The sequence below is a fragment of the Crossiella cryophila genome (assembly GCF_014204915.1).
GTDB classification, from domain to species: domain Bacteria; phylum Actinomycetota; class Actinomycetes; order Mycobacteriales; family Pseudonocardiaceae; genus Crossiella; species Crossiella cryophila.
Genome location: NZ_JACHMH010000001.1, coordinates 3917580 through 3940109 on the forward strand (window position 1 = coordinate 3917580; position 22530 = coordinate 3940109).

The 22530-nt window shown below is 70.3% G+C and carries 16 protein-coding genes; 12 read left to right on the forward strand and 4 right to left on the reverse strand.

Annotated elements, in window-relative coordinates:
* Nucleotides 1–154: 154 nt before the first annotated feature.
* Nucleotides 155–2122, forward strand: coding sequence for a 4-alpha-glucanotransferase (gene malQ, locus HNR67_RS17565; RefSeq protein ID WP_185003336.1), 1968 nt, complete (start codon nt 155–157; stop codon nt 2120–2122).
* On the forward strand, nt 2106–3092 hold the full coding sequence (locus HNR67_RS17570) for a Ppx/GppA phosphatase family protein (protein WP_221489940.1): 987 nt from the start codon (nt 2106–2108) through the stop codon (nt 3090–3092). The genes malQ and HNR67_RS17570 overlap by 17 nt, the downstream gene beginning before the upstream one ends.
* Here HNR67_RS17570 and HNR67_RS17575 read toward each other — a convergent pair.
* Complete coding sequence (locus HNR67_RS17575; protein ID WP_185003337.1) at nt 2979–4214, reverse strand: YibE/F family protein; 1236 nt, start codon at nt 4212–4214, stop codon at nt 2979–2981. The two genes, HNR67_RS17570 and HNR67_RS17575, sit on opposite strands and share 114 nt — an antisense overlap.
* Nucleotides 4215–4544: 330 nt before the next feature.
* On the opposite strand from HNR67_RS17575, the gene HNR67_RS17580 reads away from it, so the two are divergent.
* On the forward strand, nt 4545–5384 hold the full coding sequence (locus HNR67_RS17580) for a metallophosphoesterase family protein (RefSeq protein ID WP_185003338.1): 840 nt from the start codon (nt 4545–4547) through the stop codon (nt 5382–5384).
* On the opposite strand, the gene HNR67_RS17585 is transcribed toward HNR67_RS17580, so the two are convergent.
* Both HNR67_RS17585 and HNR67_RS17590 read right to left on the reverse strand, forming a co-directional pair.
* Nucleotides 5381–6385, reverse strand: coding sequence for an XRE family transcriptional regulator (locus HNR67_RS17585; protein ID WP_185003339.1), 1005 nt, complete (start codon nt 6383–6385; stop codon nt 5381–5383). The two genes, HNR67_RS17580 and HNR67_RS17585, sit on opposite strands and share 4 nt — an antisense overlap.
* A gap of 239 nt (nt 6386–6624) precedes the next feature.
* On the reverse strand, nt 6625–8235 hold the full coding sequence (locus HNR67_RS17590; protein ID WP_185003340.1) for a PP2C family protein-serine/threonine phosphatase: 1611 nt from the start codon (nt 8233–8235) through the stop codon (nt 6625–6627).
* A 324-nt stretch (nt 8236–8559) separates the two neighbouring features.
* Between HNR67_RS17590 and HNR67_RS17595 the strand changes: the two genes are divergently transcribed.
* The 6 genes from HNR67_RS17595 (at nt 8560) to HNR67_RS17620 (ending at nt 17711) form a co-directional block, all read left to right on the forward strand.
* Complete coding sequence (locus tag HNR67_RS17595; RefSeq protein ID WP_425554131.1) at nt 8560–12987, forward strand: HAMP domain-containing protein; 4428 nt, start codon at nt 8560–8562, stop codon at nt 12985–12987.
* A gap of 97 nt (nt 12988–13084) precedes the next feature.
* Nucleotides 13085–14884: a SpoIIE family protein phosphatase gene (locus HNR67_RS17600; protein WP_185003341.1), complete on the forward strand. Its 1800-nt coding sequence runs from the start codon at nt 13085–13087 to the stop codon at nt 14882–14884.
* Between the two features lie 59 nt (nt 14885–14943).
* On the forward strand, nt 14944–15393 hold the full coding sequence (locus tag HNR67_RS45690; RefSeq protein WP_185003342.1) for an STAS domain-containing protein: 450 nt from the start codon (nt 14944–14946) through the stop codon (nt 15391–15393).
* A gap of 100 nt (nt 15394–15493) precedes the next feature.
* Nucleotides 15494–16519, forward strand: a complete 1026-nt coding sequence (locus HNR67_RS17610) for an alpha/beta hydrolase (protein WP_185003343.1) — start codon at nt 15494–15496, stop codon at nt 16517–16519.
* Between the two features lie 158 nt (nt 16520–16677).
* On the forward strand, nt 16678–17181 hold the full coding sequence (locus HNR67_RS17615) for a hypothetical protein (RefSeq protein WP_185003344.1): 504 nt from the start codon (nt 16678–16680) through the stop codon (nt 17179–17181).
* Nucleotides 17178–17711: a hypothetical protein gene (locus tag HNR67_RS17620; RefSeq protein WP_185003345.1), complete on the forward strand. Its 534-nt coding sequence runs from the start codon at nt 17178–17180 to the stop codon at nt 17709–17711. The genes HNR67_RS17615 and HNR67_RS17620 overlap by 4 nt, the downstream gene beginning before the upstream one ends.
* 29 nt (nt 17712–17740) lie before the next feature.
* Here the strand turns inward: HNR67_RS17620 and HNR67_RS17625 are convergent, their stop codons facing one another.
* Nucleotides 17741–18661, reverse strand: coding sequence for a LysR family transcriptional regulator (locus tag HNR67_RS17625; RefSeq protein WP_185003346.1), 921 nt, complete (start codon nt 18659–18661; stop codon nt 17741–17743).
* A 76-nt stretch (nt 18662–18737) separates the two neighbouring features.
* Here HNR67_RS17625 and HNR67_RS17630 point away from each other — a divergent pair, with 76 nt between their 5' ends.
* Genes HNR67_RS17630 through HNR67_RS17640 form a run of 3 tightly spaced genes read left to right on the forward strand, consistent with a single transcriptional unit; the run spans nt 18738 to nt 22151 of the window.
* Complete coding sequence (locus HNR67_RS17630; protein ID WP_185003347.1) at nt 18738–19463, forward strand: succinate dehydrogenase cytochrome b subunit; 726 nt, start codon at nt 18738–18740, stop codon at nt 19461–19463.
* Nucleotide 19464: 1 nt separating this feature from the next.
* A complete protein-coding gene (locus tag HNR67_RS17635) occupies nt 19465–21402 on the forward strand; it encodes a fumarate reductase/succinate dehydrogenase flavoprotein subunit (protein WP_185003348.1) in 1938 nt (645 codons plus the stop codon).
* On the forward strand, nt 21399–22151 hold the full coding sequence (locus tag HNR67_RS17640) for a succinate dehydrogenase/fumarate reductase iron-sulfur subunit (protein ID WP_185003349.1): 753 nt from the start codon (nt 21399–21401) through the stop codon (nt 22149–22151). The genes HNR67_RS17635 and HNR67_RS17640 overlap by 4 nt, the downstream gene beginning before the upstream one ends.
* Nucleotides 22152–22530: the final 379 nt, after the last annotated feature.

Consider the following 22530-nt stretch of genomic DNA (forward strand, 5'->3'; position numbering starts at 1 on the left):
GGGTTGGGACTACCGGTGGTCACTTTGGGTGAACTCTGGGTGGGTTGTGGGCCGTTCGACGTAAGAAATTCGCTCAAATCGTCAAATTGATGACGGTCTTGGACTGGTTTGCTGGGAAAGTGGAAATAACGGACAGGTGAACAGAAGGAGGCCCGTGAACGCCGAGTTGGCCGCACTTGCCGAGGCGCACGGGGTGTCTACCTGGTACGAGGGGAGTGGGCGGCGGCGGGTCGACATCGAGGCCGATGTCGTGGTCGCGGTGCTGGCCCAGCTTGGGGTGGATGCTTCGAGCGCGGAGGCGGTTCGGGCGGGGTTGGCCTCGGCTCGGGCTCGGGTTGACGCGGGAGTGTTGCCGGGGACGCTGGTGCTTCGGGAGGGGCGGGGGCTGGCGCTGGGCAGTGCCGCCGAGCTGATCCTGGAGGATGGGAGTCGGCGGGTTCTGCCGGACGGGGTTCCGGGGGATTTGCCGTTGGGGTGGCACACTTTGCGGGTTGACGGCGCGGAGATCACGTTGGTGGTCGCGCCTGGCTCGTTGCCCCGGCCCGCGCGGGCCTGGGGTTGGATGTTGCAGCTTTACGCGTTGCGGGGGAACGGATCCTGGGGGGTTGGGGATCTCGCCGATCTTTCCGAGTTCGTCGGGCTGGCGGGGGCCCGGGGGGCGGATGTCGTTCTGCTGAACCCCTTGCACGCGGTGACGCCGGTGCGGCCGGTGGAGGTTTCGCCCTACTCGCCGTCGAGTCGGCGGTTCGCCAATCCGCTGTACCTGCGGATCGAGGATCTCGCCGAGTACCGGGCGGCGGAACCCGCTGTGCGGCTTGAGGTTGACGCGGTCCGGCCGGCCCGGGACGCCGAGCTGATCGACTACGCGGCGGTGTGGGAGAGCAAGCTCGCGGCGCTGGAAGTGTTGTGGCCGTTGGCCGAGCGGTCCGGCGAGCCGGTTGAGGCCGGGCTGCTGGACTTCGCCACGTTCTGCGCTTTGGCTGAACGGCATGGGGCTCGGTGGCGGAGCTGGCCGGTCGAGTTGCGGCACCCGTCCTCGCCCGCGGTGGCGGCGGCTCGGGTGGAACTGGCCGATCGGGTGGCCTTCCACGTGTGGTTGCAGGAATTGTGCGCGCGGCAGCTGGGTGGGGTGCAGGCGGCCGCGCGCGAAGCCGGGATGGCCGTGGGACTGGTGCACGACCTCGCGGTGGGGGTGGCCGCGGAGGGAGCCGACTCCTGGGCCTTGCAGGACGTGCTCGCGGCGGGAGTGACCGTGGGGGCGCCGCCGGACGCGTTCAACCAGCAGGGGCAGGACTGGGCGTTGCCGCCCTGGCGGCCGGATCGGTTGGTGGCCACGGGGTACGCCGCCTATCGGGACATGTTGCGGGCCGTGCTGCGGCATTCCGACGGGATCCGGATCGACCACATTCTGGGACTGTGGCGGTTGTGGTGGGTGCCACCGGGCGAATCGCCCAAACGCGGCGCCTATGTCCACTATGATCCAGAGGCGATGCTCGGCATCCTCGCGCTGGAGGCCGTGCGCGCCGGTGCGGTGGTGATCGGCGAGGATCTGGGCACGGTGCTGCCGCAGGTCACCGATTCCCTGCGAGAGCACAACATTCTGGGCTCGGCGGTGTTGTGGTTCCAGCGGGATGCCGACACCACGGGTGAGCCGATGTTGCCGAGCGCGCGCTGGCCCGCGGAGGCGGCCGCCAGTGTGTCCACCCACGACCTGCCGACGGCGGCGGGTTTCCTGCGTGGCGAACAGGTCAGGGTGCGCGCGGAGCTTGGCGTGCTCGCCGGGTCCGTCGAGGACGAGGCGGCACGTGCCGCGGCCGACCGGGACGAGCTGATCGGACTGTTGCGCGCCGAGGGATTCCTTGGCGGGCAAGGAGAACCGGACGAGGAGGAGGTGGTGGTCGCGATGCACGCGTTCCTGGCCGCCACGCCCAGCCGGTTCGTGCTGATCTCGCCCTATGACGTGTTGCGTGAGCCACGTCAGCCCAACCTGCCGGGCACCGTGGACGTCTATCCCAACTGGCGGATACCGCTTCCCACGACCGTGCGGGAGTTGTTCGAGGATCCCTTGGTCGATCGGATCATCCGGGTAGTGAAGGAGGGTGTGGGTGAGCAGGACGACTGACGAACCGACGCCCCTCTCCCAGGCGGTGCGGCTCGGGGTGCTCGACGTGGGGTCCAACACCGCGCACCTGCAGGTCGTGGACGTCTACCCGGGCGGCTCGCCCGCGCCGTTGCACACGGTGAAGGCGCAGATCGGGCTGTCCGAGGACATCGACCGGCACGGGGTGATCAGCCCGGACGGGCTGGACCGGCTGGTGCAGGCGGTGCAGGAGTGCGTGGCCGAGGCCGAGGCCTACGGGGTGGCCGAACTGGTCCCCTTCGGCACCTCCTCGGTGCGGGACGCGCCCAACCGGATCGAGGCGTGCAAGCTGATCCGCCGCGCCACCGGCGTGGACATGTCCTTCTTCAGCGGCGAGGCCGAGGCCGGGCTGTCCTTCCTGGCCGCGCGCCGCTGGTACGGCTGGCAGAGCGGCCGGATGCTGGTGCTGGACATCGGCGGCGGCACGGTGGAACTGGCCATCGGGCGTGGCGAGGAGCCGGAGCTGGCGGTCTCGCTGCCGCTGGGCGCCTGGCGGCTCACCCGCCGGTACCTGAGCCAGGACCCGCCGACCGCGCAGGAGGTCAAAAAACTGCGGCGGCGGCTGCGCGAAGTGCTAGCGCCAACGATTGCCGCGTTCCGGGAACAGCCGGATCCGCAGCTCGTGGTCGCGGTGTCCAAGATCTTCACCCAGCTGGCCAAACTCACCGCCGCGCCGGATGCGCAAGGGCCGCTGGTGCTGGAATACCGGGAGTTGCGGCGCTGGATCCCGAAGCTGGCCCGGATGACCACCGCCGAACGCGCCGCGCTGCCCGGGATCTCGGTGGCCCGCGCCCGCACCATCGTGGCCGGCGCGGTCCTCGCCCGGATCCTGCTGGAACTACTGGACGTGCCCCGCGTGGAGATCTGCCCGTGGGGTCTCCGGGAGGGGATCCTGCTCCGGCACCTCGACGACAGCGGCACCGCGCCCGCCAACGGCGAGGGCGGCGAGTAGCGTCGTCAGCGGCACCGCGGCGATGATGCCCAGGCTGCCGACCAGCGCGCGCACCACCTCCTCGGCGATCGCGGCGCTGGAGATCACGTGCTGGCCGGGCATGCCGCGGATGGCGAAGAGCATCAGCAGCGGCAGTGCCACGCCGGCGTAGGCCAGCACCAGGGTGTTCACCGTGGAGGCCACGTGTGCCCTGCCGACCCGCAGGCCCGCGCTGAACAGCTTGGCGCGACTGGCACTCGGGTCGGCGGCGGCCAGTTCCCAGACCACGGTGGCCTGGGTGACGGTGACGTCGTCGAGCACGCCCAGCGCGCCGATCACCAGGCCCGCCAGCAGCAATCCCTGTAGGTCGACGCCTTCCAGGTAGCCGCTGAGGAAGCCGACGTTGTCGCTGCCCAGCCCGGTGATCCCGGCCATCTCCAGTGATCCGTAGCCGAGCACGCCGGTGAGGGTGAGGCCGGCCGCGGTGCCGAGCACGGCGACCGCGGTGCGCGCGTTGAAGCCGTGGGTGAGGAACAGCGCGGCCACCATGATCACCGTGCCGCCGACCACCGCGACCAGCAACGGGTTGGCGCCGTGGATGATCGCGGGCATCACGAACTCGGTCAGCCCGGCCAGGCACAGGCCCAGCGCGCCCAGCGCGGCCAGGCCACGCCAGCGGGACAGCGCGATCACCGCGAGGCAGAACACCAGCGCCAGCAGGCCCAGCGGCAGCGACCGGTCCGGGCCCTCGACCTCGTAGCGCTCCCATTCGACCAGCCGGGTGGGGTAGTGCGCGACCAGCGCGGTCTGTCCGACGGAGACCTTGACGCCGCTGGCCCGCGGCACCACCGCGGACACCGTGCTGCCCGCGCCCGGCCCGTCGGTGAGGGCGAGGGTGGCGATGTCGCAGTCCTTCGGGGCGACCGTGCACGGGGTGATCTCCTGCACGGTGCCCGCACCGCGCGGCGCGTCGAGCACGTCCTGCACGATGCCGCCGCGGTCGGGCCACAGCAGCACCATGGCGGTCACCGCGAGGATGATCACGGGGGTGAGCACCCAGGCGACGACCAGCCGCACCCGGCGGGCCACCCGGGCGTCGGAGTCCACTGTGGACAGGTCGCTGTCGGTCCCATGCTGTCCCATGCCGGGGAGTATGCGCGGCGCCCGCGGGCCGGCGGGGCCGGTGAGCTGGGGAAACCGCTGTTCAGCCGTGGCGGCAATTCTCGGAACGGTCCGGGTTTCCGGCGCCTTCGGGCAGGTCGGCGGGGTGGGTGTTCCGGGAATACACCGGGTGCGCGTTCCGGCCGTGGAAAGTGCGCGAGCGGGCAATACGGTGCGGTGGGAAAGCACCTCCCACCACCAGAAAGAGGAGCTGACCAGATGCGCCATCCCCTGGCCGCCTACGCGTTAGGCGGTGCCCTGGTATTGGGCCTGGGCGCGGTTTCCCTTGCCCCCCAGGCTAGTCCTCCACTCGTGGCACCGGTCGCGGCCGCCGCCGCCGCGCCCGCGGCCGATGTCACCGTGGTCGCGGCCGGAGACATCTGCGGGTCCAACTGCAAGGCTACCGCCGCCGTGGTCGGGCAGATCAACCCCTCCGCCGTGCTGACCGCGGGCGACAACGCCTACGACAGCGGCACCTTGTCGGAGTACCGGACCCGCTATGACCCGACCTGGGGCAAGTACAAGACGATCACCTATCCGAGTCCGGGCAACCACGAGTACAACACGTCCAAGGCCTCCGGGTACTTCGACTACTTCAACGGGGTCGGCGTCCAGAACGGACGGGCAGGCGACCGCTCGAAGGGTTACTACGACTGGGAAATCGGGAACTGGAAGTTCATCGCGCTGAACAGCAACTTCAGCAAGATCGACAGTGCCGCGCAGCTGAGCTGGCTCAAGGATCGGTTGCGCACCAACACAAAGCAGTGCGTGGCGGCGTACTGGCACCACCCGCTGTTCACCCTGGGCTCGCACACCGGGGAGACCAAGGCCAGGCCGCTGTGGCAGGCGCTCTATGACGCCAAGGCGGATCTGGTGCTGGTCGGGCACGACCACAACTACCAGCGGTTCGCCCCGCAGAATCCGCAGGGCAAGGCGGATTCCGCCGGGCTGCGGCAGGTGCTGGTCGGCACCGGTGGCAAGTCGAACTACAACTTCAGCCGGGATCTGCCCAATGTGGACGCCAAGGACGCCAAGTCGAACGGGGTGCTGAAGCTGACGTTGTCGGGGACCAGCTACCGGGGTGACTTCGTGCCGGTGAGCGGACAGTCCTACAAGGACTCGTTCACCGGCACCTGCCACGCCAAGCGCTAGAACCAGTCCCAGCTCACCCGGTAGATCCCCGGCGCGGGGTCGACCTCGGTGAGCTGGGCGGTGCGGCTGGCGCCGACCCAGAGTTCGGCGACGGTGTCCGGTTCGCCGACGGAGTGGCGGTAGCCGCGCACGACCCTGGCAGGCAGGTTGCCCGGCGCGAACTGCACCTGGACGGACAGGTCCCGGACGGCCTGGCCGATCCGCACGGTGTGTTCCGCGTCGGGCAGCCTGCCGGGCAGCAGGGTGTAGTCCAGCACGGTGAGTTCGCCCGCGCGCAGCGGCCGGTCCAGCAGCAGTTCCAGCACGCGGAAGCCGGTGGTGTCGTCGGCGCGCTGGCGGCCGGGCCGGCAGCCGCGGGATTCGGGCAGCTGGAGCGGGCCCTCGGCGTGGTCGGAGCGCAGTGCGACCAGGTAGCGGTCGGTGTCGCGCTGGGCGCGCAGCAGGTGGTGGTAGGCGATCGAGGTGATGTGCCGGGTGGCGTCCACGGTGACGGTGAGGTGGGTGGCGACCCGGCTGAGGTGGTGCAGGGATTCCGGGCGGGCGTCCAGGTGGGCCAGGGCGCGGGCCAGGCCGTCCGGGCGGGCCCAGGCGCGGTCCGGCGGCAGGGTGCCGGAGTGGTGGTGCAGCCAGCGGCCGCGCGGGCGGCGCGGGCCGAGCAGGGAGGTGAGGGCCTCGGGGGCCAGGCCGAGCAGCTGTTCGAGGGTGGTGACCGCGCGCAGGGATTCGGGGCGTTCGGGCCGGGTGTGGCCGTGCTGCCAGTAGCTGAGCGCGGTTTTGCTGGCGGGGGTGCCCCTGGAGTGCAGGTGGGACTGGAGGCGCTCGAGGCTGAGGCCGGACTGGCGGACGGCCAGGCGCAGGGCGAGGCTGAACGGGCCGGTGTGCAGGGCCTTGGCCAGGCGGGTGGCGGTGGATTCCGGATTGGCCTGCGTGCGCGGCGGGCGGGTGGTCGAGCCGGCGGCGGTGCTGCGGGTGGCGGTGATGTTGCTGGCGGTGGTGGGCATGACCCCTCCGCAGGGTGGCGGTTGGCGGTGGCGCGGCGGGTTTGTGTTGCGGCGGGGGTCATTGTGCGGGGATATGCGGGCAGGGACAACGGCCTTAGGTTGGGTTGATTTTCACAGGAGCCAAGACTATTTCCTTTTAGCTCCCGCCGCCGGGCTGCTCCGCGTCGTCGGGTTCTTATATGTGAACGCCGGTGATCGGCTGAGTGAATGATTTGGTTTTAAAGCATTCCGGCTCGCGATTAGCTGAGTTCCGCCGTGGTCATCGGCGCCGCCTGGACCGCCAGCAGGGCGATGTCGTCGTGGTCCCGGCCGTCCAGCCAGGCGTCGATGCGTTGTTCCACCCGGTGGATGAGGGTGCTGGCGGGTAGTCCGGCGAACTCGCGCAGCGCTGTTTTCAGTCGTTCGCTACCGAATAGTTCGCGGCCGGTGGCGCCGCCTCTGGCTTCGGTCACACCATCGCTGTAGAGGACGCAGACTTCGCTGGGGGCCAGCGTCAGGGTTGTTTCGCCGAATCGGGCGTCGGGCAGGATTCCGACCAGGGCGCCGGGGACGTCGATTTCCTCAACGGCCCCGTTTGTCCGCACCACCATCGGGTTGGGATGCCCGCCGCCGCCCAGGGTGAGTTCGAGTTCGCCGCTGGGTTCGGGGGTCATGGAGCCGACCAGCATGGTGGTGAACCTGTTGCCGCCGTGGGAGAGCACCGCCTGGTTCACCAGGTGCAGCAGCCGGGCGGGGGCGGATTCGACCAGGCGCAGCGCGTGCAGGGAGTGGCGGACGCGGCCGGCCAGTGCGGCGGCCTCCACGCCGTTGCCGCAGACGTCGCCGAGCAGGAACATGGCGCTGCCGTCGGGGCGGGGGTGCACCTCGTAGAAGTCGCCGCCGACCCGCAGCGGTTCCCTGGCCGGGCGGTAGCAGGCGGCCAGCACGGCGCCGGGCACCGAGGGCAGCGGCGGCGGGATGAGTTCGGCCTGCAGGGTGGCGGAGGTGTTGACCTGCTCGGCGTAGCTGGCGGCCTGGGACAGGGCGAGGGCCGCGCGGGTGGTGAAGTCCTCGATCAGGGCCTGTTCGTCAGGCTGGAAGCCGCCTCTGGCCTTGCGCCGGGACAGCACCAGCACGCCCACGGTGCGCGAGTCGTGGGTCATGGGCGCGAGCAGGATCTGGCCGAAGCCCTCGGCGGCCTCGGGTAAGGCCCAGGCCGCGTCCGGGGGCAGCTGCGCGGGGTCGAGTTCGGTGGCGGTGCCGGTGAGGGCCTCGGCCAGGCCGGGCATGGTGCGCAGGACCCGGCGGCCCGCCCGGCCGCGGTCGGGTGGGCTGGCCGCGGCCGAGCAGCGCCACCACTCGAACAGGCCACGCCGGGCAGGCAGCAGCACGGTGGCGCAGTCGGCCAGGGTGGGCACCGCGAGCTGGGCGATGGAGCGCAGGGTGCGGCCGCGTTGCAGCGAGGAGCCGAGCTGGCGGCTGGCCTCGGCCAGGAAACCGACCTGGGAGCGCTGCACGAGCAGCTCGGCCACGTGGTCGATCTCGTCGGTGACGTTGTGGATGTACCAGGCGTAGCGGGTCTCGCCGAGACGGCGGTGCCGGGCCTTGAGCCTGCGGCCGTCGTGCTGGAACTCGACCAGTTCGGTGTCCCTGGCCTGGCCAGCGGTCAGCACCCGGATGTCCAGCTCGGCCAGTGCGGCGCCGGGGTGCAGTTTGGGGAACAGGGTGGCCGCGGCCTGGTTGAGCAGGTGGATGACGTTGTGCTCGTCGTGCACCAGCACGGCGTCCTCGACCCCGTCCAGCAGCGCCTGCCACATCCCCGTTTCCACGCTGGGGACGTGTGCCGTGGGCGGGCGTTCCGGGTAGCTCACCGCGAGCACTTCCCGTTCGCTGGAGGACAGGGATCGGGTGATCAGTCTAGCCGCGCCCGGTGACCGTGCACCGCTCGGTCGTGACGCACGGCTCGGCATGGGAGGCTAAGGGGGCACCTCGTGGATCTCGAACGACGGTCGTCGGGCCCAGCTCGTCCCTGGCCGCGTTGCCGCGGCGGCCACGTACAACATCGGTACGAGGCCACCACGGCGCCTTGCCAGGAACAAGCTGGACTCCGACGCCCGCCGGCCGATATCCACGAGGCACCCCCTGACTCGGGGACCGATGACCGACTGCGATCGACACAGGACCAGGAGGCCGGCGTGGACGAGCCGTTCCTCGAGCGACTGCTCGATGCGATGGAGGACCTGCGGGATGGGAACTTCCGTCGACGGCTGGTGGCGGGCACCAACGGCACCTCGGCCCGGATCGCGGAGGTGTTCAACCAGGTCGCGGCGCGCAAGCAGTGGCTGATCGGGGAACTCGTCCGGGTGCGCCAGGCGGTGGCCGAGGAGGGTCGGCTGCATGAGCGGCTGGCCAGTGGCGACGGCGGCCCGCAGGGCGGCTGGGCGCAGGCCATCGACGAGGTCAACGGGCTGATCGAGGACCTCATGCAGCCCACCGAGGAACTCAGCCGGGTGCTGGCCGCGGCCTCCCAGGGCGACCTGTCCCAGCGGATGACCGAGCAGACCGAGCGGCGGCCGCTGCGCGGGGAGTTCGCCCGGCTGGCGACCACGGTGAACGGGCTGTTGTCGCAGCTCTCGCTGTTCGCCTCCGAGGTCACCAGGGTCGCGCGCGAGGTGGGCACCGAGGGCAAGCTGGGCGCGCAGGCCGACGTGCCGGGCGCGGCCGGGCAGTGGCGGGCGCTCACCGATTCGGTGAACCTGATGGCCTCCAACCTGACCAGTCAGGTGCGGGACATCTCCTCGATGGCCGGGGCGGTGGCCAACGGCGACCTGACCCAGCAGATCACGGTGAACGCCAGCGGTGAGGTGGCGGCGCTGGCCGACACGCTCAACTCGATGACCGGCACGCTGCGCACCTTCGCCGGCGAGGTCACCAGGGTGGCCCGCGAGATCGGCACCGAGGGCCGCCTCGGCGGTCAGGCCCAGGTGCCTGGCGTGGCCGGGACCTGGAAGGACCTCACCGAGAACGTCAACTTCATGGCGCAGAACCTGACCTCGCAGATGCGCAACATCGCCGAGGTGACCACCGCGGTGGCCACCGGCGATCTGAGCCGCAAGATCACCGTCGAGGTCTCCGGCGAGCTGCTCGGGCTGAAGAACACCGTGAACACCATGGTGGACCAGCTCTCCTCCTTCGCCGACGAGGTCACCCGGGTCGCGCGAGAGGTCGGCACCGAGGGCATCCTCGGTGGTCAGGCGCAGGTGCCAGGCGTGGCCGGGACCTGGCGGGACCTGACCGAGTCGGTGAACTTCATGGCGAACAACCTGACCTCGCAGGTCCGGTCCATCGCCGAGGTGACCACCGCGGTGGCCAAGGGCGACCTGGGCAAGAAGATCACCGTGGACGCGCGCGGGGAGATCCAGGAGCTGAAGAACACCGTGAACACCATGGTGGATCAGCTCTCCTCCTTCGCCGACGAGGTCACCCGGGTCGCGCGTGAGGTGGGCGGCGACGGGCGGCTGGGTGGTCAGGCGCAGGTGGCCGGGGTCGCGGGCACCTGGCGGGACCTGACCGACAACGTGAACTTCATGGCCAACAACCTGACCTCGCAGGTGCGCTCGATCGCCGAGGTGACCACCGCGGTGGCCAAGGGCGACCTGACGCAGAAGATCACCGTGGACGCCCGTGGCGAGATCCTGGAGCTGAAGAACACCATCAACACGATGGTGGACCAGCTCTCCGCGTTCGCCGACGAGGTCACCCGGGTCGCCCGCGAGGTGGGCACCGACGGCAAGCTGGGTGGTCAGGCGCAGGTCCGCGGGGTGGCCGGCACCTGGAAGAACCTGACCGACAACGTCAACGTCATGGCGGACAACCTGACCGTGCAGGTCCGCTCGATCGCCACGGTGGCCACCGCGGTGGCCGGCGGCGACCTGTCCAAGAAGATCGCGGTCGAAGCCAAGGGCGAGGTCAACGCGCTGGCCTCCACCATCAACAGCATGGTGGACACGCTGCGCGCCTTCGCCGACGAGGTCACCCGGGTCGCCCGCGAGGTCGGCACCGAGGGCATCCTCGGCGGTCAGGCCACCGTGCCCAACGTGGCCGGGACCTGGAAGGACCTCACCGAGAACGTCAACTTCATGGCGGACAACCTGACCGCCCAGGTCCGCAACATCGCCATCGTCACCACCGCGGTGGCCAAGGGCGACCTGTCCAAGAAGATCGACGTGGACGCGCGCGGGGAGATCCTGGAGCTGAAGACCACCGTCAACACCATGGTGGACCAGCTCTCCTCCTTCGCCGCCGAGGTCACCCGGGTCGCCCGCGAGGTCGGCACCGACGGCAAGCTCGGCGGTCAGGCCCAGGTGGAAGGCGTCGCGGGCATCTGGCGGCGGCTCACCGAGAACGTGAACCAGCTGGCAGGCAACCTCACCACCCAGGTCCGCGCCATCGCCGCGGTGGCCACCGCGGTGACCGCGGGCGATTTGACCCGGCAGATCACCGTCGACGCCGAGGGCGAGATGGCCGATCTGAAGGACAACATCAACCAGATGATCGGCAACCTGAAGGCCACCACCACGGCCAACCGGGATCAGGACTGGCTCAAGACCAACCTGGCCAGAATCACCTCATTGATGCAGGGACAGCGCGACCTTGCCACCGTGGCACAGCTCATCATGAGTGAGCTGACCCCGGTGGTGTCCGCGCAACAGGGCGCGTTCTTCCTCGCCAGGCAGCTGGAGGAGGAGGACACGGTGCTGGAGCTGACCGCGGGCTACGGCTACCGCGCGCAGGCCGAGGAGCCACTGCGCTTCGGCCTCGGCGAGTCGCTGATCGGCCAGGTCGCCATCGAGAAGAAGACGATCATGGTGTCCGGGGCGCCGCCGGACTACCTGCGGATCAGTTCCGGACTCGGTTCCACCGCGCCGGTCAACGTGGCCGTGCTGCCGGTGCTGTTCGAGGGCAGCACGCTCGGCGTGATCGAACTGGCCTCGGTCAGCGAGTTCACCAGCGTGCACCAGGACCTCCTCGAACAGCTGCGGGATCTGATCGGCGTCAACGTCAACACCATCCTGGCCAACTCGCGCACCGACCTGCTGCTGGCCGAGTCCCAGCGGCTGGCCCAGGAACTGCGCGCCCGCTCCGAACAGCTCCAGGCGCAGCAGGAGGAACTCCAGCGCTCCAACACCGAGCTGGCCGAGAAGGCCACCCTGCTGGCCACCCAGAACCGCGATATCGAGATCAAGAACATCGAGATCGAACGCGGCAGGCAGGAGCTGGAGGAACGCGCCCAGCAGCTCTCGCTGGCCTCGAAGTACAAGTCGGAGTTCATGGCCAACATGAGCCACGAGCTGCGCACCCCGCTGAACAGCCTGCTGATCCTGGCCAAGCTGCTCGCGGACAACCTGGAGAACAACCTCACCGACAAGCAGGTCGACTACGCCCGCACCATCCACGACGCGGGCAGCGACCTGCTCCAGCTGATCAACGACATCCTGGACCTGACCAAGGTCGAGGCCGGGCACCTGCTGCTGCAGCCGGCCGAGGTGGCCGTGACCGAACTGGTCCGCTACGTCGAGGCGCTCTGCCGCCCGCTGACCGTGGAGAAGGGCCTGGACTTCGCCGTCCTGGTCGACCCGGCCGTGCCCGAGGTGCTGCACACCGACGAGCACCGGCTGCAGCAGATCCTGCGCAACCTGCTCTCCAACGCGGTCAAGTTCACCCACGAGGGCCGGATCCGGCTGGAGATCCGCAACGCCGACGTGGCCGAGGTGCGCCGCTCCGCCCTGCGCGGACAGCGCTCGCTGGTCGCCTTCGCTGTGCAGGACACCGGCATCGGCATCGCCGCTGACAAGCTGGGCGTGATCTTCGAGGCGTTCCAGCAGGCCGACGGCACCACCAGCCGCAAGTACGGCGGCACCGGCCTCGGCCTGTCCATCAGCCGCGAGCTGACCGATCTGCTGGGCGGCGAACTCCAGGTGCGCAGCGCGCCGGGGCACGGCTCCACCTTCACCCTGATCCTGCCGGTGGAGCAGCCCAACGAGATCACCGTGCCCGCGGTGCGGGTCGAACCGCCGGCCGAGCCGGTGATCCGGTCCCTGGCCGCGGGATCCGGCAACGGCGACCCGTTCGAGGCCGAGGTGCCGGTGCCGCCGAGGGCGCCGCTGCCGGTGCGGGTGCGGGTGCCGCAGGAGGACGGCGGCAGCGAGCACCCGGTGCGCTTCCACGGCGAGAAGGTGCTGGTCGTGGACGACGACCTGCGCAACGTCTTCGCGCTGACCAGCGTGCTCGAACTGCACGGGCTGCACGTGGTCTACGCCGACAACGGGGTGGCCGGGGTGCGCGCGCTGGAGCAGTACGACGACATCGCGCTGGTGCTGATGGACATCATGATGCCCGAGCTGGACGGCAACGCGACCATGGCCGCGATCCGGGAGATGTCGGCGTACGAGGACCTGCCGATCATCGCGGTCACCGCGAAGGCGATGAAGGGCGACCGGGAGAAGAGCCTGGCCTCCGGGGCCACCGACTACGTGACCAAACCGGTGGACACCGAGCACCTGATCCGGCTCATCGCCAGCTACCTCGACACGGACACCGATCCACTCGGTATCGAGGCTTAGCATCGAATCCCAGTGGGTAGACGACACTGGGGAACGTGCACGCACCACCTTTGGGGCACTGAACGTGACAGAGCAACTGGGCGACCCTCACGAAGGGATGTCCCGGAACGTAGGGCTGACCGCGCTCGCCGCGTTCGAGTCGGCGCCCTTGCTGGTCTGGCTGGTCGACGGGCTGCGCAACCAGCCTCTCGGCGCGAACGCGGCCGCCCGCGCGCACGGCGCCGGGCCCTTCGGCGGTCCGGAACTCCGGGCCGCGGTCACCGAGGCCGCGCTCACCGGTCAGGCCACCCGGGTCACCCTGGACCTGCACGCCGGCGCGGTCACCCCGCTGCTGGGCGGGGACTCCGCGGTGCTGGTCGTGCTGGCCGATGTGGCCGAGGCACTGCGCTCCGGCGGGGAAACCGCCGAGGCGCACACCGTGCCGGGGGTGGCGGTGGCCGGGGTGCACCGGGTCAACGCCAGCCTGTCCGCGGCCGCCGGCGACTTCTACGAGGCCATCCCGCTCGACGGCGGCCGGATCGCGCTGGCCGTCGGCGATGTCGGGCAGGGCGAGGACACCGCGGGCGCGATGACCCGGCTGCGCGGCGCGCTGCTGGCCTACCTGCTGGCAGGCATGGGCGTGGAGGAGGTCATGGCCAACCTGGGCCGCTTCGCCGGGCGCACCGCGGGCGCGGGCGGCAGCACCGCCAGCCTGGCCGTGCTCGACCCTGGCAGCCTGCGCCTGGACTACGTCACCGCGGGCCACCCGCCGCCGCTGCTGATCGGCGCCGACGGCGGCAGCCGGGCGCTGGCCCGCACCGGCGGCGCCCCGCTGGGCTACGGCGACGGCGGCTACCGCGCGCAGACCGCCCAGCTCACCGAGGCCGACACGGTCCTGTTGCACACCAACGGACTGCTCTGGCTGCCCGGCCCGGACGCCGAACGCAACGCGCACCTGCTGCTGCGCTCGGCCGCGGCCCGGCTCACCGAGTCCGGGCTGACCGTGGAACAGGCCGGGCGGGCCATCATCGAGGACCTGGCCGGTTCCCGGCAGCTGCGCGACGAGGCGGTGCTGCTGGCCGCCCGGCTGCGGCCCAGCGCGCCCGCGCCGCTGACCATGGTGGTGCCGGCGCGGCCGGACCAGCTGCGCCCGGTGCGCAGGCAGTTCCAGGACTGGCTGGGCACGGCGGGGGCCAGCCAGCAGGACGTGGAGATCCTGCAGCTCACCTCGGGTGAGGCGATGACCAACGCGATCGAGCACGCCTATCCGCCCGGCACCGTCGGCCAGGTCGAGTTCCGGGCCAGGCTGGACCCGGACGGCACCGTGCAGGTCGACATCACCGACCAGGGCGGCTGGGTCGCGCCCCGGCACGACCGCGGCTCCCGCGGCCGCGGCCTGCTGCTGATGCGGCAGTGCGTTGACGAGTTGCGGGTGTCCCCGACCGAACACGGCACCTCGGTCTGCCTGCGGCACCGGCTGCGCGGACTGGACGTGGCCGAACAGGACGAGGGCGGGCTCAGCGGGTTCGGCGCGCCTCAGGAGGCCAACCGGCTGCCCGCGGGGGCGGACCTGCGCACCGCCTACATCGGGGAACGGGTGCACGCCTGGCTCTCCGGCGAGCTGGACGGCGCGGCCACCGAGGTGCTCGGCCGCCAGCTGGCCAACCTCACCTGCGGCGGCACCGTCCCGCTCTCGGTGGACCTGTCCCAGGTCGGACACCTCTCCAGCGCCGGGGTGACGTTGCTCTTCGAGCTGGCCCACCAGGCCAGCACCGCGGGCTGCCGGCTGCACGTGCACGCGGCCACCGGCAGCTCGGCGGCCTACGTGCTGGCCAACACCGGCCTGCACGCGGTGGCCGAGGTGATGGTGGTGGCCAGTCAACCGGACGAGCCGGAGCCGAGCATTCCCCCGAGTTGACCAGCAGGGCCTTCTGCCGACGCGTTGCGCGGCGGTCTAGGGTGGCAAGCAGCGCGCGAGTGAGGGACAGGGGAACCGGAGTGGAGCAGCCGGACGTCGTGGAGCCGCACGGCTCCAACGCCACGGGCAGTGGCGCGCCGATCGCGCCCCCGTACGCCGAAGGCGACCCAGAAGAGCTGATCAGCCTGGAAGTGCGGACCAGGGACGCGGACACCGCGGTGGTCGCGGTCAGCGGCGAGGTCGACATGTACACCGCCCCACTGCTGGAGGACTGCCTGCGCACCGAGTCGGTGGCCGGCAGCCGCCGCCTGGTGGTGGACCTGTCCCAGGTCGACTTCCTCGACTCCAGCGGCCTGGCCCTGCTCGTGCAGGTGCACCAGCAGGCCAAGGAGCAGGAACGCGAACTGCGCGTGGTCTGCGTGGAGGGCATCGTGAAACGGGCCATCACCAGCACCGGCCTGGACAGCACCCTGGCGCTGTACGCGGATGTGACCTCGGCCAGCGACTGACCGGTCACCGACAGCGACCGTTGTTACGCCGGATGGCGGTATTCGGTCACCTTGTGGTCGCGGTCGATAACAACCATCCGGCCTAACCGACGGATCGGGCATGACTACCCGATCCGTTGTCGCGGCAACGCTGACCTGCGTACTCGCCGGCGCGTTGCTCCTGCCCGGTGGCGTCGCGGCGGCCGATCCGGCAGCCACCTGCGTCCCGCACGACGTTGCGGTGAGCACGCTGACGGTCACCGGCACGATGCACGGCACGCTGTGTCTTCCGGACGGCCCCGCACCCGGCACGGTGCTGCTGCTGGTGCCCGGCGCCACGTACAACTCGGTGTACTGGGACTTCCCGTACCAGCCGGAGACCTACTCCTTCGTCCGCGCGATGACCGCCGCCGGCCACGCCACCTTCGCGGTGGACCGCCTCGGCACCGGGGGCAGCACCCGGCCACTGAGCGCCCAGCTCACCACCCTGACCCAGGCCGCGGCCGTGCACGACGTGGTCCAGGCCCTGCGCGCGGGCGAGGTCGGCGGCCACGCCTTCGACCAGGTGGTGCTGGGCGGGCACTCGCTCGGCTCGGCGATCGCCATCGTCGAGGCCGCCACCTTCCACGACGTGGACGCGCTGCTGGTCACCGGCGCCTCGCACGTGGTCAACGCGGTGAACGCGGCCGTGCTGCTGAGCACCCACCTGCGTTCGGTCGCCCTGGATCCCGGTTTCCCGCACCACGATCCCGGCTACCTGACCACCGTGCCGGGCCACCGCGACGCGGCCTTCCACGCCCCCGACCCGGTGGACCCCCAGGTGCTCGCGGCGGATGAGGCCAGCCGGGACGTGGTCTCGGCCACCGAGGCCCCGGACGGCCTCGGCCTCGGTTTCCTGGCGCCCTATTCGGCCCTGGTCACCGTGCCGGTGCTGGTGGCCATCGGCGAGCGGGACAAGTACTTCTGCGGGTTGCTGCTACCGCAGTGCACCACAGCCGCGTTGCAGCTCCGGGAGAACGTCCACTACCCGCTGGCGCCCTCGGTGCGGACCTATGTGCTGCCCACCGCCGGGCATTCGTTCAACCTGAACCCGGACGCGCCGGTACTGCACGCCGAGGTGCTGGACTGGGTCAATTCTGTGGTGTGACCCGGACCACTGGCTTTCCGGTCTTATCCCATGATAAGAATATGTGCACCTTCTGGAGCCACAATCTGGGGGATTCCGGGAAGAGTGCATTCCGCTGGTTTCGCATGCCTCTTCTGGCATTCCGTGGTGCGCCGGAAGCGAAACCTGGGGAGGAGCATATGGCAACAAAGGAATCGGACGGCCAGAACCTGCGCGACGAGCGTTCGATCAAATGGCAGCTCGCCACCGATCTGGCCGAGATGGACGACCGGGACGCCGGGTTCCCTCGGGCCGCGGCCAAGATCAAGGACGTCATCCACTACACGCTCACCTTCGACGATCCCGAGTACACCGACGGCGTGATGCGGGCGCTGAACTCCTTCCTTGGCCAGGGTTATCAGCTGGTGGAGGTGCGCAACCTGTGGCGCAGGCACCACGGTGGCCGCGGTCGGCTCGGGGTTCGGGCCGTGCTGCGCCAGCCCGCGCCGAAGGACCAGGTGTTCACCGTGTACCTGGAGAGCGAGGAGAGCAACTGGGCGGTGGCCGCGGACACCGCGATCTACGAGCAGTTGCGCGGGGTGACCACCGCGCGGCGGCGCAAGGTGTTGCAGGCGGAGTCGGCGCGGATCTACGGGCTGGTGGATGTGCCGCCCGGGGCCATGGACATCAGGGAGTTCCCGTGACCTACCGGTACTTCGCCATTGTCGACACCCGTGAATTCCCGCTCACCGACCCGCTGTGCGTGATCCGGGAGAATGCCGACGGGGAAGAACGGTGCACCCTGGACGGCTGGATTCCGTCCCGGCATCTCGCCGCGACCCGGATCTACCCGATTCTGCACCGCGCCGAACCCGTGCCCGAGGAATACGTGCGCCGATACCAGGAACAGCTCGCCCTGGAACGGCAGTTCGGCGAAATGGAACGCGCGGCCTGGGTGTGTTCCTGCGCCGGGTCCTGCCGGTGCCGGGTATTCCAGCATTTCGCCATCATCGACGCGGAGAACACCCCGCATGATCCGCTGACCGTGGCCAGGGAGTGGGCGGGCCCGCTGGGGGAGACCTACGAGGAGACCTACACCGCCGCGCGGCGCTGGGAGCCAGCCGATCGGTTGCTGCGCATCCGCACCGGCCGGGACTTCCACGAGGCGGTGCCGGTGGCGCCGGAGTACGCGGAGTGGTTCATCGGGCTGCGGGCGTCCCGCCAGTCCGCCTGACCATGCGGTGGCCGGGGCCGCCACCCCGGCTACAGCAACGCCTCCACCCCACGCGGGAACACCGCGTCCCGCACGTACTCCAGCACCGTGTCCCGGAAGGCCGCCGCCGCGTTGGTCAGCGCCACATCGGTCCGGTGCGCCAGCGCGATGGTGCGCGGGATCCCCGGCGGCGCCAGCGGGGTGGCCCGCAGTCCTGGCCGGTTGACCAGCACCAGGCTGGGCACCAGCGCGAGTCCGAGGCCGGTCTCCACGAAGCGCAGCACCGCGTCCATCTCGCCGCCCTCCACCGCGAAGCGGGGTTCGATCCCGGCGCGGCGGCAGGCGGCCAGGGTGGCCTCGCGCAGGTCGTAGCCGGGGCGGAACATCACCAGTTCCCGCGCGGCCAGCTCCTCGATCTTGAGGTGGGTCCATCTGGTCAGCGGTTTGGCGTTGGCTGGGCTGGCCACGACCAGGGGTTCGCGCAGGATCGGCGTGGTGGTCAGCGCGGGTTCGGCGCCGCTGCCGGGCACGATGATCAGCGCCAGGTCCAGTTCGCCCCGGGTCAGGTCGCGGACCAGGTCCTGCGAGCCGCTCTCCTGCACCACCAGGCGGATCCCGGGATAGCGGTCGCGGAAGCGGCGCAGCACCTCGGCGACCAGGCTCACGCACATGCTCGGCGTCGCGCCCAGCCGGACCCGGCCGCGGCGCAGGCCGACGAGTTCCTGGACCTCCAGCCGCGCGGTGTCCACATCGGCCAGGATGCGCCGGGCCAGTGGCAGCAGCGCCTCACCCGCCGGGGTGAGCGCGATGTTGCCGCGGGCCCGGCTGAACAGCGGCGCGCCCAGCTCGTCCTCCAGGACCTTGATCTGCTTGCTGAGTGAGGGCTGCGCCACATTCTGCAGGTCGGCGGCCTGGGTGAAGTGCCGGGTCTGCGCGACCGCCAGGAAGTACCCGAGCTGCTGCAAGTTCATTTCGATAGCGTACGGCTATCGAGTCCAGCCATTCCATATATTGGACGACTCGTCGCAGCGCTCCTACCGTCGATCCATGGCTGTTCCCAGCTTGACCACCGCCGTCCCACCACGGACGCCGACCGGCCGTGTTCGCCGGTCGCCCCGGATCTCCTCGGTGATCCTCAAGGCCGTCATGGCCGTGACCGGACTGGCCCTGTTCGGCTTCGTCGTGGCGCACATGGTCGGCAACCTCAAGATCTTCTTCGGCGCCGAGTCCTTCGACAGCTACGCGCGCTTCCTGCGCACCGTTGGCGAGCCGCTCATCCCGGAGCGCGGGCTGCTCTGGATCATGCGGATCGGGCTGCTGGTCGCGGTCTTCGCGCACATCGTCGCGGCCACCATGCTGGCCCGCCGCGCCCGCAGGGCCCGGCCGGTGCGCTACCACCACCGCAGCAAGGTGCAGGGCAGCTACGCGGCCAGGACCATGCGCTGGGGCGGGGTGATCATCGCGCTGTTCGTGCTCTACCACCTGATGGACCTGACCCTGCTGTGGCTCAACCCGCACGGGGTGCACGGCGAGGCGTACAACAACGTCACCTCGGACTTCCAGCGCTGGCCGGTGGTGCTGGTCTACACCCTGGCCGTGCTGACCCTGGGCTTCCACCTGCGGCACGGGGTGTGGAGCGCGCTGCGCAGCCTCGGCCGCGGCCGGGCCCGCACCGAGGCGCGGCTGCGGCTGATCGCGCTGACCGTGGCGGTGCTGATCTGCGCCGGTTACCTGTCCGTCCCCTTCGCTGTGCTGACCGGGTTGGTGAGCTGACATGAGCTATTTCGTCGAGGGCGACCCGATCGCCGACACCAGGGCGCCGGACGGGCCGATCGAGAGCCGCTGGGAACGCCGCCGGTTCAGCGCGCGGCTGGTCAACCCGGCCAACAAGCGCAAGCTGAGCGTGATCGTGGTCGGCACCGGCCTGGCCGGCGGTTCGGCCGCGGCCACCCTGGCCGAGCTGGGCTACCGGGTCAGCTCCTTCTGCTACCAGGACAGCCCGCGCCGGGCACACAGCATCGCCGCGCAGGGCGGGATCAACGCGGCCAAGAACTACCGCAACGACGGCGACAGCGTGCACCGGCTCTTCTACGACACGGTCAAGGGCGGCGACTTCCGGGCCAGGGAGTCCAACGTGCACCGGCTGGCCGAGATCAGCACCCAGATCATCGACCAGTGCGTGGCCCAGGGCGTGCCCTTCGCCCGGGAGTACGGCGGCCTGCTGGACACCCGCTCCTTCGGCGGCGCGCAGGTGGCCCGCACCTTCTACGCGCGTGGCCAGACCGGGCAGCAGCTGCTGCTGGGCGCCTACCAGGCGCTGTCCCGGCAGATCCACGCCGGCCGGGTCACCATGCACCCGCGCACCGAGATGCTGGACCTGATCGTGGCCGACGGCCGGGCCCGCGGCATCGTGGTCCGCGACCTGGTCTCCGGCGAGGTCAGCACGCATTTCGCCGACGCGGTGGTGCTGGCCACCGGCGGCTACGGCAACGCCTTCTACCTCTCCACCAACGCCAAGGGCTGCAACACCACCGCGATCTGGCGGGCGCACCGCCGCGGCGCGCTGTTCGCCAACCCCTGCTACACCCAGATCCACCCGACCTGCATCCCGGTCAGCGGCGACCACCAGTCCAAGCTGACCCTGATGAGCGAGTCGCTGCGCAACGACGGCCGGGTGTGGGTGCCGCGGCAGGCCGGGGACAGCAGGCCGCCCAACGAGATCCCCGAGGACGAGCGCGACTACTACCTGGAGCGGATCTACCCCAGCTTCGGCAACCTGGTGCCACGCGACATCGCCTCCAGGGCCGCGAAGAACGTCTGCGACGCCGGCCGCGGGGTCGGGCCGGGCGGGCTGGGCGTGTACCTGGACTTCGCCGACGCCATCCGCAGGCTGGGCCGGGACGCGGTCTCGGCCAGCTACGGCAACCTGTTCGAGATGTACCAGCGGATCACCGGCGAGGACCCGTACGCGGTGCCGATGCGGATCTACCCCGCGGTGCACTACACCATGGGCGGGCTGTGGGTGGACTACGACCTGCGCAGCACCATCCCTGGCCTGTTCGTCGTCGGTGAGGCCAACTTCTCCGACCACGGCGCCAACCGGCTCGGCGCGAGCGCGCTGATGCAGGGCCTGGCCGACGGGTACTTCGTGCTGCCCAACACCATCGGCGACTACCTGGCCGACGGCCCGTTCGAGGCCGTCGACGAAGGCCACCCGGCCGCGGTGGACGCCCTCGCCGAGGTGAAGTCCACTGTGGACAAACTGCTTTCGGTGAACGGCACCCGGACAGTCGATGACTTCCACCGCGAACTGGGTCGCCTGATGTGGGACCACTGCGGCATGGAACGCAGCGAGGAGGGCCTGCGCAAGGCCCTGGAACGCATTCCGGAGCTGCGCGCGGAGTTCTGGCGCGAGGTCAAGGTGCCCGGCACCGGCGAGGGCCTCAACCAGGCTTTGGAGAAGGCAGGCCGGGTGGCCGACTTCTTCGAGCTGGCCGAGCTGATGTGCGTGGACGCGTTGCACCGCACCGAATCCTGCGGTGGCCACTTCCGCGCCGAGAGCCAGACCCCCGACGGCGAGGCCCGCCGCGACGACGAGCAGTTCAGCTATGTCGCCGCCTGGGAGTTCGCCGGCGCGGGCCAGTCCCCGGTGCTGCACAAGGAAAACCTCGCCTTCGACTACGTCACCCCCAGCCAGCGGAGCTACAAGTGAGACTGACCCTCAACATCTGGCGCCAGACCGGGCCCGAGGACAAGGGCAGGATGGTGCGCTACCGGCTCGAAGAGGTCTCCGAGGACATGTCCTTCCTGGAGATGCTCGACGTGCTCAACGAGAAGCTCACCCTGGCCGGGGACGAGCCGGTGGCCTTCGACCACGACTGCCGCGAGGGCATCTGCGGCATGTGCGGCATGATGATCAACGGCATCGCGCACGGCCCGGAGAAGGCCACCACCGCCTGCCAGCTGCACATGCGCCACTTCGACGACGGCGACTCCATCACCATCGAACCGTGGCGAGCCGCCCCGTTCCCGGTGATCAAGGACCTGGTCGTGGACCGCAGCGCCTTCGACGAGATCATCCAGGCAGGCGGCTACGTCAGCGCCCCCACCGGCAGCGCCCCCGACGCGCACGCCACCCCCGTCCCCAAACCCGACGCCGACACCGCCTTCGAGGCAGCCGCCTGCATCGGCTGCGGAGCCTGCGTGGCCGCCTGCCCCAACGGCTCCGGCCTGCTGTTCACCGCGGCCAAGGTCACCCACCTCGGCCTGCTCCCACAGGGCCAGCCGGAACGCGACACCCGGGTGATCAACATGCTCACCACCCACGACGCCCTGGGCTTCGGCGGCTGCACCAACGCGGGCGAATGCACCACGGTCTGCCCCAAGGGAATCCCCCTGGAATCCATCGCCCGCCTCAACGCCGACTACCTCAGCGCCAAACTCGCCAACCGCACCCGCTAACCCACCCAAAACAGCCAACACCCCGTACGAAAACGGCCAACACACGGTACGAAAACGGCCAACACACCGTCCCACACGCCGGGAGGTTGAAACCCTCCCGCGCGTGTTGGCCGGTTTGGTACGGGGTGTTGGCCGTTGTGGTACGCCGGGTTGGCCGTTTCGGGCGCGGGTGGGCGGAGCCCGTGGGGAGTGGGTGGGCGAAGCCCAGGGGCGGGCGGCCGGGCGGTGCAGGCCGCTGAGCACTGCTCTTGACCTTGCCCTCGGTCTTGACCGGTTCACCTGGCGCGCCAGCTGGATCAGTTAATTCGAAGCTTGGAACAAGGTGACCGGTCGGTTGGTTTTCCTGGTTATGCTGCGTCATGGAGGACGGCCGGATGCC

Excerpts from the sequence above, each read along its gene's own strand:
- HNR67_RS17575 (WP_185003337.1), bottom strand. The coding sequence starts at position 4,214 with ATGGGACAGCATGGGACCGACAGCGACCTGTCCACAGTGGACTCCGAC.
- HNR67_RS17585 (WP_185003339.1), bottom strand. The coding sequence starts at position 6,385 with ATGCCCACCACCGCCAGCAACATCACCGCCACCCGCAGCACCGCCGCC.
- HNR67_RS17600 (WP_185003341.1), top strand. The coding sequence starts at position 13,085 with ATGTCCCGGAACGTAGGGCTGACCGCGCTCGCCGCGTTCGAGTCGGCG.
- HNR67_RS17610 (WP_185003343.1), top strand. The coding sequence starts at position 15,494 with ATGACTACCCGATCCGTTGTCGCGGCAACGCTGACCTGCGTACTCGCC.
- HNR67_RS17615 (WP_185003344.1), top strand. The coding sequence starts at position 16,678 with ATGGCAACAAAGGAATCGGACGGCCAGAACCTGCGCGACGAGCGTTCG.
- HNR67_RS17625 (WP_185003346.1), bottom strand. The coding sequence starts at position 18,661 with ATGAACTTGCAGCAGCTCGGGTACTTCCTGGCGGTCGCGCAGACCCGG.
- HNR67_RS17630 (WP_185003347.1), top strand. The coding sequence starts at position 18,738 with ATGGCTGTTCCCAGCTTGACCACCGCCGTCCCACCACGGACGCCGACC.
- HNR67_RS17635 (WP_185003348.1), top strand. The coding sequence starts at position 19,465 with ATGAGCTATTTCGTCGAGGGCGACCCGATCGCCGACACCAGGGCGCCG.